The organism is Dactylosporangium salmoneum, from assembly GCF_039532525.1.
Taxonomy (GTDB): domain Bacteria; phylum Actinomycetota; class Actinomycetes; order Mycobacteriales; family Micromonosporaceae; genus Dactylosporangium; species Dactylosporangium salmoneum.
The window spans coordinates 92,748-103,266 of the sequence record NZ_BAAARV010000100.1; the positions used below are offsets into that span (position 1 = coordinate 92,748).

At 73.3% G+C, this 10,519-nt stretch carries 7 protein-coding genes and 1 pseudogene; 4 read left to right on the forward strand and 4 right to left on the reverse strand.

Annotated elements, in window-relative coordinates; translation table 11 throughout:
• The first annotated feature begins 195 nt into the window (after positions 1-195).
• The gene (locus ABD352_RS48685) at positions 196-2,190 is read left to right on the forward strand and encodes a HelD family protein (RefSeq protein WP_344619473.1); all 1,995 of its coding nucleotides are present in this window, start codon (positions 196-198) and stop codon (positions 2,188-2,190) included.
• Positions 2,191-2,218: 28 nt separating this feature from the next.
• A complete protein-coding gene (locus tag ABD352_RS48690; RefSeq protein ID WP_344619459.1) occupies positions 2,219-2,971 on the forward strand; it encodes a VOC family protein in 753 nt (250 codons plus the stop codon).
• Here ABD352_RS48690 and ABD352_RS48695 read toward each other — a convergent pair.
• The 3 genes and pseudogenes from ABD352_RS48695 to mqnE all read right to left on the reverse strand — a co-directional run.
• Positions 2,971-4,233 (reverse strand): annotated as a pseudogene (locus tag ABD352_RS48695) (M14 family metallopeptidase); the annotation flags it as partial. The gene ABD352_RS48690 and the pseudogene ABD352_RS48695 sit on opposite strands and share 1 nt — an antisense overlap.
• Positions 4,234-4,283: 50 nt before the next feature.
• On the reverse strand, positions 4,284-4,565 hold the full coding sequence (locus ABD352_RS48700; RefSeq protein WP_344619460.1) for a DUF4229 domain-containing protein: 282 nt from the start codon (positions 4,563-4,565) through the stop codon (positions 4,284-4,286).
• 18 nt (positions 4,566-4,583) lie between these two features.
• Positions 4,584-5,753, reverse strand: a complete 1,170-nt coding sequence (gene mqnE, locus ABD352_RS48705) for an aminofutalosine synthase MqnE (protein ID WP_344619461.1) — start codon at positions 5,751-5,753, stop codon at positions 4,584-4,586.
• 170 nt (positions 5,754-5,923) lie between these two features.
• On the opposite strand from mqnE, the gene ABD352_RS48710 reads away from it, so the two are divergent.
• Complete coding sequence (locus tag ABD352_RS48710) at positions 5,924-7,576, forward strand: NlpC/P60 family protein (protein WP_344619462.1); 1,653 nt, start codon at positions 5,924-5,926, stop codon at positions 7,574-7,576.
• A gap of 459 nt (positions 7,577-8,035) precedes the next feature.
• Here the strand turns inward: ABD352_RS48710 and ABD352_RS48715 are convergent, their stop codons facing one another.
• Positions 8,036-8,689, reverse strand: a complete 654-nt coding sequence (locus ABD352_RS48715) for a hypothetical protein (RefSeq protein WP_344619463.1) — start codon at positions 8,687-8,689, stop codon at positions 8,036-8,038.
• Here ABD352_RS48715 and ABD352_RS48720 point away from each other — a divergent pair.
• The coding region (locus ABD352_RS48720; protein ID WP_344619464.1) for a hypothetical protein at positions 8,664-10,519 on the forward strand (1,856 nt) is incomplete at its 3' end. The two genes, ABD352_RS48715 and ABD352_RS48720, sit on opposite strands and share 26 nt — an antisense overlap.

Below are 10,519 nucleotides of genomic sequence, written 5' to 3' on the forward strand. Positions count from 1 at the left end.
GCCGGCCGCCCCGAAAGGGAGCAGTACCGGTTCAACCAGGCGACCGTGTAAATCGGTGGAGCCAACCCCGCAGCAGCGCGTAAGCTGGTGGGCCGCTTGACGGCCGCGGTGAGGTAGCCACCGCAGCGGACGTCCCCACGCGCCGGGTGCACAACCCCCGGATACGCGAGCGAGCCGACCCGGACCTCCAAGAGGATCACCGTGCCCGCACTGGAAACCGAGCTCGCCGCCGAGCGCGCCCACCTCGACGCATCACGAATAGCGCTGCGCCGCATGCGTGAACGCGCCGAAGACCTCTTCGCCACCGGAGACCAAGTGGCCGGCGACCCGTTCGCCGCCGAGACACTCGGACGAACGCTCGCCCGGCGCATCGCCGACCTCGCCGACAACCCCGACACGCCACTGTTCTTCGGGCGCCTCGACATCGAGAAGCACGAGTACCACGTCGGGCGGCGGCACGTCACGGACACGGCCGGGGAACCGATGGTGCTCGACTGGCGGGCGCCCCTGTCGCGCCGGTTCTACCAGGCCAGCGCCGCCGAACCGCAGGACGTGGACGTGCGCCGGCGGTTCGGGTTCGTCAAGGGCGAGCTCACCAGCTTCGAGGACGAACACCTCGGCCGGGGCGAGGAACAGGGCACCAGCCAGATCCTGCTCGACGAGATCGAACGACCCCGCGTCGGGCCCATGCGCGACATCGTCGCCACCATCCAACCCGAACAGGACGCACTCGTACGGGCCGAACTGGACGAATCCATCTGCGTACAGGGGGCGCCCGGGACCGGGAAGACGGCGGTCGGGCTGCACCGGGCCGCGTACCTGCTCTACCTGCACCGCGAGCGGCTGCGCCGGGCCGGGGTGCTCATCGTCGGGCCGAACAGCGCATTCCTGCAGTACATCGCCAGTGTCCTTCCCACCCTCGGGGAGCTCGAGGTGCGGCAGTCGACGATCGACGGGCTGCTGGGCACGCCCGTCAAGGGGGTCGACGCCGACGCGGCGGCCGCGGTGAAAAACCACGAGAAGATGGCACTGGTACTGCGAAAGCGCCTGCTCAGCAAGATCCAGAGGCCCGAGGAGCCGCTCACCGTGGCCGACGGGTCGTACCGGTGGCGGATCTCGGTCGACGCGCTGCGGCGGGTCGTCGACGACGTGCGGCGGGAGGCCCCGCCGTACGCGATCGGGCGGGAGCGGGTGCGGGCGCGGATCGTCTCGCTGCTCATGCGCCAGTCGGAGGCGCGGCGCGGGGACTCGCCGAGCGAGGGCTGGCAGCGGCGGATGGGCAAGTCGGCGCCGGTCGTCGAGGTGCTCGACCACGTCTGGCCGGCCTGCACGCCGGAGCAGCTGGTCTTCGAGGCACTGAGCGATCCCGACCCGGACGACGAGCTGCTGGACGAGGCCGAGCGGGAGGCGCTGCGCTGGGCCAAGCCGCCGAAGTCGGCCAAGTCGGCGAAGTGGAGCGCGGCCGACGCGGTGCTGATCGACGAGGCGGCCGGGCTCATCGACCGGGTGCCGTCGTTCGGACACGTCGTGGTCGACGAGGCGCAGGACCTCTCCCCGATGCAGGCGCGGGTGCTGGCCCGGCGCAGCGAGCACGGGTCGATCACGCTGCTCGGCGACCTCGCGCAGGGCACCGCGCCGTGGGCCGCCCGCGACTGGGGCACGCTGCTGTCGCACCTGGGCAAGCCCGGGGCCCGGGTCGTGCCGCTGACCACCGGCTTCCGGGTGCCCGCCGCGGTGGTGGCGCTGGCCAACCGGCTGCTGCCGGCCCTGGGCGTGGACGTGCCCGCGGCGCGCTCGCTGCGCACGGACGGCGCGCTGACCCTCAGTACCGTCGCCGAGATCGACAAGGCCGTCGTCGACGCGGCCCGCGAGGCGCTGGGCCAGCCGGGCTCGGTCGGCGTCATCGCGGCCGACGCGGCCGTGGACGGGCTGACCGAGGCGCTGCGGGGGGCGGGGATCGCGCTCGCCGGGCCGGAGGACACGGACGGCGCCGCCAGGGTCACCGTGCTGCCGGCCGGGCTGGCCAAGGGCCTGGAGTACGACCACGTCATCGTGGTGGAGCCGGCCGACATCGTGGCGGCCGAGCCGCGCGGGCTCAACCGGCTGTTCGTCGTGCTGACCCGCGCCGTCTCCCGGCTGGACGTGCTGCATTCGCGTCCGCTTCCCGCTCCACTGGACGGATTGTCCTGACGCGCGAGCGGATGTCAGGATCTCCGACATGCGAGTTCGGGGTTACGCGCCTGGGACGCCGTGCTGGGCGGAGCTTGTCAGCCCGGATGTCGAGGCGGCGGCCGAGTTCTACACCGGGTTGTTCGGCTGGGCGCGCAACGCCGACGGGCACTTCACGCTGAACGGGCGGGCCGCCGCGGGTCTTCGGGCCGGGCGCCCGGACCGGTCTGCGGCCTGGCTGATCTCGATCTCCACCGACGACCCGGCCGGCACCGCGGCGGAGGTCGAGCGCTGCGGCGGCGCCGTGCGGGTGCCGCCGGCCAGCGTGCGCGACCTCGGTACCGCCGCGACCTTCTCCGACTCCGGCGGCGCGCTCTTCGGCACCTGGCTGCGCAGCCGGTTCGGCGGCGCCCAGGTCTCCTTCGAGCCGGGGGCCATCTGCTGGTACGAGCTGGCCACGCACGACCTCGAGGCGACCGGCGCCTTCTACAAGGAGGTCTTCGGCTGGCACACGGTCGAGGCCGACAGCGAGGGCGAGCCGTACTTCGAGCTGCACCACCTCAACGACACCGTCGGCGGCCTGGTGCCGATCGACCACCGTTTCCCGCCGGGCGTGCCCGACCACTGGACGGTCTGCTTCATGGTGGAGGACTGCGCCGCCGCCTGCGAGCGGGTGGTGGAGCTGGGCGGCACCGTGGCCCGGCGCCCGCAGGCGGCCTCGGCCGGGTACTACGCGCGGGTGGCGGACCCGGCCGGAGGCCACTTCGCGGTGATCGAGTTCACCGAGGACTGGATGCTTTAGCAGTACTGCTCCTGCTTGCCGATCACGCGGAAGGTGCACTCGCCGTACTCGGCCAGCAGCAGGCTCGCCTCCTTGTTGCGCGCGGTCTGGGCGGCCAGCACGCTCCCCGGCGGGTAGAAGCCGCCGTTCTCGGGCGAGGTCGGGTACATCTCGATGGTGAAGGCCCAGATGCCCTGCGTGGCCCAGAGCCAGTCGATGACGGAGCCGTCGGTGATGTACAGACTGCTGGACTGCTCCGGCGTGTAGCCGTTGCTCTTGGCCATGAGCGCGCCCAGGGCCGCGAACGTCCGCTGCTGGTCGGCGTTCAGGCCGGGAGCGGTCGCGTCCTGGGTGTACCCGAACGGCCAGAGGACGAGCTCGGAGTACGAGTGGAAGTCGATGGCGGCCGTGATCTGCTGCTTGCCGCCGATGCGCCGGCTCAGCACGAAGTCGCGCAGCCGCTGCGTCTCGGGCGCCCAGAACGCCGACGGCCCGTGGTAGATCTCCGAGGCCACGTTCGACGAGGAGCCCTGGCAGCAGCCGAACTTGTAGCCCCAGTTGCGGTTGAGGTCGACGCCGTAGTAGCCCTGCCCGAGCGGCTGCCGGTTCTTGCGCCAGTTGTGGTAGTGCCCGCCGGCGATGTCGAACTCGCCGCCGTCGGGGTTCAGGTCCGGCACGATCCAGATCTCGCGGCTGTTGACCAGGCGGGTGATCCGGGCGTCCTTGCCGTAGTTGTCGGCGAACAGGTGCACCAGGTACAGCGCCATCTCGACGGTGATGTGCTCGCGGGCGTGCTGGTGGGCGCCGTACAGGATCTCGGGCTCGTCCTCGTCGACGGCCACGTTGTCCGAGATCTTGATCAGCGGCATGTCCCGGCCCTCGTACGACTTGCCGAGGCTGAGCTTGCGCACGATCGCCGGGTGGGCCTTGACCACCTTGTCCAGCTCGGCGTTCATCTCCGCGTAGTCGTGGTACGCGGAGTCGGCGAGCGGGAAGCCCTCGGTCCGCACCCTGGTGACCCGGTAGCCGAGGCGCTCGATCTTGCGGGCCTCCGCCGGCGTGGCCGTGATGTTGGCGCGGCCGTCCTCGACGCTGTCGATTGCCGCGCCGGTACGGCCGATCCTCACGCTGTCGCCCTGGTCCAGGACGCCGACGACGACGTATGATGCCGATTTTTGCGCATAAATCGGACTGGTCGGACTTGCGCCTGCCGAGGTGGCCGAGACGAGCGTCACCGCTCCCACGACCGTCAGCGCCAGCATCGGAAGGATCCTGCGACCCATGAACAAGCCCCCTTGGACTGTGGCGAGCACCATCCAAGGATTAAGTGGCTTTAGTCCGATTTGGTGGCGCTTTCACCCCCATCATCATCCCCATTGAGGGCGGCGCGCAGCCGTTCGCGCTTATCGGAGCGCTGCTGGGAGATCCCCACGACGTGCTCGGCCGCCTGCGCGCGCAGGCCGGCCAGGAGGAAGTAGGCCAGCGGCGCGGTGATCAGCAGGGCGATCATCAGCTTGAGGAACACGCTGATGTCGAGCGGCACGACCAGCATCACGCAGGCGACGAGGCCGAACAGCCCGAGCCGGGCCAGCGAGTATTTCAGAAACGGCGACATGATGTACCCAGGGTAACGTCAGGCCCAGACCTGCTGCGGCTCGGCGCGGCGCTGCGCCTGGGGGGTCGGCTTGTCGTACTCGCGCACGATCTCGTACTTCGTGTTGCGCTCGACCGGCTGGAAGCCCGCGTCCCAGATGAGGTTGAGCAGGTCCTCGCGGTGCATGGTGTTGGGCGTGCCGTAGCTGTCGGCGTCGTGCGTGATCTTGTACTCGACCACCGAGCCGTCCAGGTCGTCCACGCCGAAGTTCAGCGACAGCTGGGCCACCGACAGGCCGTGCATGACCCAGAAGCACTTGACGTGCGGGACGTTGTCGAAGAGCAGCCGGGAGACCGCGAAGGTCTTGAGGCTCTCGGCCGGCGAGGCCATCTTGGTGCGGGCCTGCAGCCGGTTGCGGATCTTGCCGTCCGCCGAGTCGACGAAGTCGTGCTGGTAGCGCAGCGGGATGAAGACGCTGAAGCCGCCGGTCTCGTCCTGCAGCTCGCGCAGCCGCAGCACGTGGTCGACGCGGTGGCGGGGCTCCTCGATGTGCCCGTAGAGCATGGTCGACGGCGTGCGCAGGCCCTTGGTGTGGGCCAGCCGGTGGATGCGCGACCAGTCCTCCCAGTGGGTGGCGTGGTCGACGATGTGCTGGCGGACCTCCCAGTCGAAGATCTCCGCGCCGCCGCCGGTCAGCGACTCCAGGCCGGCGTCCATGAGCTCGTCGAGGATCTCGTCGGCGGGCAGGCCGGAGATCTTCTCGAACCATTGGATCTCGGTCGCGGTGAACGCCTTGAGGTTGACCCCGGGCAGGGCGCCCTTCAGCTCGCGCAGGACCTTCGGGTAGTACTTCCACGGCAGCGTCGGGTGAAGGCCGTTGACGATGTGCAGCTCGGTGAGCTGCTCGCCCTCCATCTCCTTGGCCTTGGCGACGGCCTCGTGGATGCGCATCGTGTACGCGTCCTTCTCGCCCGGTTTGCGCTGGAACGAGCAGTACGCGCAACTGGCCGAGCAGACGTTGGTCAGGTTGAGGTGCCGGTTGACGTTGAACATCACCCGGTCGCCGTTCTTCTCGGTCCGCACCTGGTGGGCCAGGCGCCCGAGCCAGACGAGGTCGTCGCTCTCGTAGAGGGCGATCCCGTCCTCTCTGCTGAGCCGCTCCCCGGCGGTGACCTTGGCCTCGAGTTCGCGCTTCAACCCTTCATCCACGTCCGCCAGCGTACGTCGGCCGCCCCGTTCGTCTCGCATTCACCCACCTTCGACGAAGCTGACATTGATCACCCCTCGACGCATGTTGCATTCGTGCGGTAAGAAAAAGTGGGCAGGAACACGGTCGGGCGGCAGACCGACTGATCGATCGACCACGATCGACCATTGGCATGGCTGACCGACTGGGGACGGTGGCGATGAGCGGGCTGGTGCTGAGGGCGGCTTTTCCGGGCGATATCCCGGAGTCACCGCCACGGCAGGAGCGGGCTGAGCAGCAGGTTGTCCGGACGCGCGCGTTCTCGGGGATGCGGCTGCGCCGCGGCCCGGTGATGACCGCTGCCGTCGTCTGCACGATGCTGTGCACGCTGATCGCGCGGCCGGCCTACGCCGACCCGACCGGCGACGTGCCCGACACCGGCTCCCGCCCGGTCGCCTCCGGCCAACTGACGCTGCCTGGCACCGGGGCCACCGCCGCTCCGCCGGCCACCACCACGGGCGCCCTGAGCGGGCCGAAGGCCGCCGAGCTGGCCCAGCTCGAGCTGGTCGTGGCCCAGCTGGGGGAGAAACGCAACCGGGCCTCCGAAGACCTCAGCGCCGCGCAGAACTCGCTGACCGACGCCCAGGCCAAGCTCGCCGCCGCGAGCCAGAAGGTCGCCGACCTCAAGGAGAAGGCCGACTCGGCCGCCGCCGAGGCCTACAAGCGCGCCACCGGCCTGGGCCCGCTCGACAGCTACGCCAACGACCTGCACCAGTTCGGGCTGCTCGCGCCGGGCCTGGGCAGCCAGGGCGGCGACCAGCAGGCCGCCCGCGACCTGCTCTTCGCCCAGCAGACGGAGTCGGCCGCGCGCCAGGAGCTGCAGGCCGCCCAGTCCGCCGCCGAGTCGGCCCAGACGACGTACACGCCGATCGACACCGACTTCCAGGCCCAGAACACGAAGTACGTCCAGATGCGGGCCGAGAACGAGGCCCTGGTGCTGCAGCTCGAGGCCCAGCAGGACCGCGCCGAGCAGGCGCTGTCCCCCGGCCTGGTCGACAGCCCGGTCATCGACGGCATGGTGGCCAACCCCAACGCCATCCGGGCGCTCAACTTCGCCCTCAGCAAGGTCGGCATCGCCTGGTACGTCTGGGGCGACGAGGGCCCGGACACGTTCGACTGCTCGGGCCTGGCCTACTGGGCCTACGGCCAGGTCGGGGTGCGCGTGCCGCGCGTGGCCGCCGACATGTACCACGGCACGCACGCGATCCAGCCGAGCAAGAAGAGCCCGGGCGACCAGCTGCTCCCCGGCGACCTTGTGTACTTCGCCACCAACATGAACGACTGGCGCTCGATCTACCACATGGGCATCTACATCGGCGGCGGCAAGATGGTCAACGCCCCGACGAGCGGCCAGAAGGTCAAGATCGCCGAGGTCCGCTGGTCGCGCCTGTTCGGCGCCACCCGGATTTTCGACGCCGTGCCGGCCCCCGGAACGACGCACACCACCCCGCCGACGGGTGGCGGCTCCACCTCGGCGTCCCCCACGGGCTCCGCGTCGCCCACCGGCTCCGCGTCCCCGTCGGGCAGCGCCACGCCCACGCCGACCGCGACCAGCAGCGGGACGCCTTCGCCGGACCCGACCACGCCTTCACCGGACCCGACGACGCCTTCGCCGGACCCGACCACGCCGTCGAGCCAGCCGTCCACCGGCGAGTCCAAGCCGCCGTCGAAGGAGCCGAGCGACCCGCCGCCGGCCCAGACGTCGACCTCCGCGGCCGCCGAACACTCCGCCGTTGCCAGCACGAGCGCCAAGGCCCAGACCTCGGTGAGCGCCTCCGGCAACTGACGTTTTTCGGGCGCCGACCCCCGGCTCGGTGGCCGACGGCCAGACGGCTCTTTCTCGCGGTTCCAGATCCAAAACCCGACGCACTCCGATCCAGCGTTGCGTGACTTGATGTGGCACCGTGGACCCGTTGACCGACGGAGCGGGGGCCCGCCGGTCGCGCGACGATGCCCGCGAGGGCACCCGGTTCTGGAGGCGAACGATGGACGAACGGGAACCCCGGTACGGCGCCTACGGCGAGGCGGTGCAGCCCGGCTCCTCGTCTTCTTCCGCTTCTCCGGCTGCTCCTTCTCCGGCTGCTCCTTCCCCGGCTGCTCCGGCGGCCGGCTCCCCGGCCGGGTGGTCCGCTGAGGCCTCGGCCGAACCGGGGGACGCCGCCGACCTGCCGCCGCTGCCGCCACCGCCGCCGGTCGGCGCCGAGCTCCCGCCGGAGCCGGGCGACGATGAGCTCCCGGACCGGGCCTACGAGCCGCCGCCGACGCCGGTCGACGGCGCCCTGTGGCCCGGCGCCAACCCGTTCGAGTCGGCCGGGGGCTCCGGCGAGGAGGACGACCCGGAGGTCGCGGCCCTGATGGCCGCCTTCTCCGACCCGGGTCCTGCCGCGCCGCCCCCTGCCCCCGCACCGGTCTCCTCGGCGCCCGTCTCCCCCGCGCCGGTTTCCTCCGCGCCTGTCTCTTCCTCGCCCGTTTCGTCCGAACCTGCCGCCGACGCGCCCTCGCCGTTCACGGTCCCGACCCCGGAGCCCTTCGCCGGCGCCCAGCCCGGGGCCCCCTCGTCGTCGGGCTCGTCCTCGGGCTCGTTGTGGGGCTCATCGCCTGATTCGACCGCGGACCCGGACGAGGCCGTGATCTCCGCGTCGGTCGACGACGCCCCGGCCTTCCAGCTGCCGAGCCTGGCGCCGGCCGCGGACGTGTACGGCCCGCCCCCCACCGACCCGACCCCGCCCCCGGTCTCCCCGCCGGCCCCGCGCGGCGAGGACGAAAATTCGGGTGGTCTGGCCGACCCGTTCGGACCCGCGCCCGTCAGCGGCTTCGCCCCGGCCGCGGACCTGGACTCCGACTCCCCCTCCAGCACCCCGCTGACCCCGATCGTGGGCCGCGCGACGGTTGCCGGCATCAGTGCCCCGCAGGATTCCTTCCCAGAGGCACGCCACGGGGCCGGCACCTACCGCGCCGGCGTCTACTCCGCGGACGCCGCCGACACCCCGGGCGGCTCACCCGATTCGGGCGACCCCGCCGCCTCGAGCACGTCGCCGGGCGACGAGCCCACGCCGCTGCCGAGCCGCGTGCGCGCCCCGCGCCCGCAGGCCGAGTCCTCCTGGGACGCGTTCGCCCTGCCGTGGACGGCCCAGGCCACCCCGTCGGCCGCCCCGGAGTCGTCCGCCGAGCCCCCGGCCGCGTACCCGCTGCCCGAGCCCCCGGCCGTGCCGGCTCCGGCCGCGTACCCGCTGTCGGAGCCCCCCGCCGTGCCGGCTCCGGCCGCGTACCCGCTGCCCGAGCCCTCGGCCTTCGAGGCTCCGGAGGTCCCGGCCCCGGCCGCCTACCCGCTGCCCACCCCGGAACCGTCGGCCACCGACGAGCCGCCGGTGGTGCCCGCCCCGGCCGCGTACCCGCTCCCCGAGCCGTCGGCGCCCGAGCCCCCGGCGATCCGCCACCCGTTCGCGGCGCAGGGCCGGCCGGCCCAGCCCGCGACCCCGGAGCCCGCGGCCGCCGAGCCGCCGGCGTTCCCGGGCACGTACCCGCCGCCGGTGGCCCCCGAGCCCCTCGCGGCCCGCTCCTCCGGTCTGCCGCCGGCCTCTGACCCGTTCGTCCCGGCCTCTGACCCGCTCGCCGCAGCCTCCGACCCGCTCGCCCCGGCCGCCGGCGCTGAGCCGCCGGCCGGCCCGGACGCGTCGTTGCCGGGCGCCCAGTCGAGGGCCGGCATCGCCGCCGGCTTCATCGCCGGGGCCGGCGCGGGCGCCGCGGCCGCCCGGGCCAGCGCCTCGGTCCCCGGCCTGCACACGGTCAGCGCCGAGGAGGCGGCCCAGGCCGCCCGCGCCGCGACGGCCACCCCGACGGTGTACCGCGCGGGTGGCACCGACCCGTCGGCCGTCGGCACCACCCCGCCCGCCGCCGACCCGGGCTCACCCGCCGCGCCGTGGGCCGCACCATCCGCCGGCGTCGGCTCGCCGTCCGGGCCGCCGTCCTCTGCCGATCCGTGGGCCGCGCCGTCCGCCGCCGACCCGGCCTCGCCCGCCGCTCCGTGGGCCGCACCGTCCGCCGGCGCCGGCTCGCCGTCCGGGCCGGCGCCCTCTGCTGACCCGTGGGCCGCGGCGGCCCTCCCGGCTGACTCGGCGCCGCCGGCCGAGCCGGGCCGTGAGCCGGAGCCGGAACCCGACGAGGACGAGCCCGCCGATCCGGCCATCCCGGGTCCGGCCCCGTCGCCGTTCCCGGGCCCGGAGCCGATTCCGACGCCGGAGCCCACCCCGTTCCCGCCGTCGCCGGCGCCGGAGCCGATCCCGCACCCGTACCCGCCGGCGCCCGAGCCCGAGCCCTTCCCCCAGCCGGAGCCGACCCCGCACCCGGAGCCGACGCCCGGACCGTTCCCGCGTCCGGAGCCCCAGCCGCTCCCCCAGCCGGAGCCGCCGCCGCGCCCGCAGCCGTTCCCGTCGCCGTCGCCGTTCCAGCCTGGTGGCCCGTTCCAGCCCGGTGGCCCGTACCAGCCCAGCCCGTTGCAGCCCGGTTCGTTCCAGGCCGCGGACGCTCCCCCGGCCCCCGCGTACGGCGTCCCCGACGCGCCGCCCGCGTCCCCGTTCGGAGGGGTGCAGCCGCCGCCCCTGCCCGGGTCGGCCGCCACGCTGCCGTCGCTGCCCGGCACTCCTCCGCCGCTGCCCGGATCGGTCGCCACGCCGCCGCCCCTGCCGGGCTCGGCCACGCCGCCGCCCCTGCCGGGCTCGGCCACGCCGCC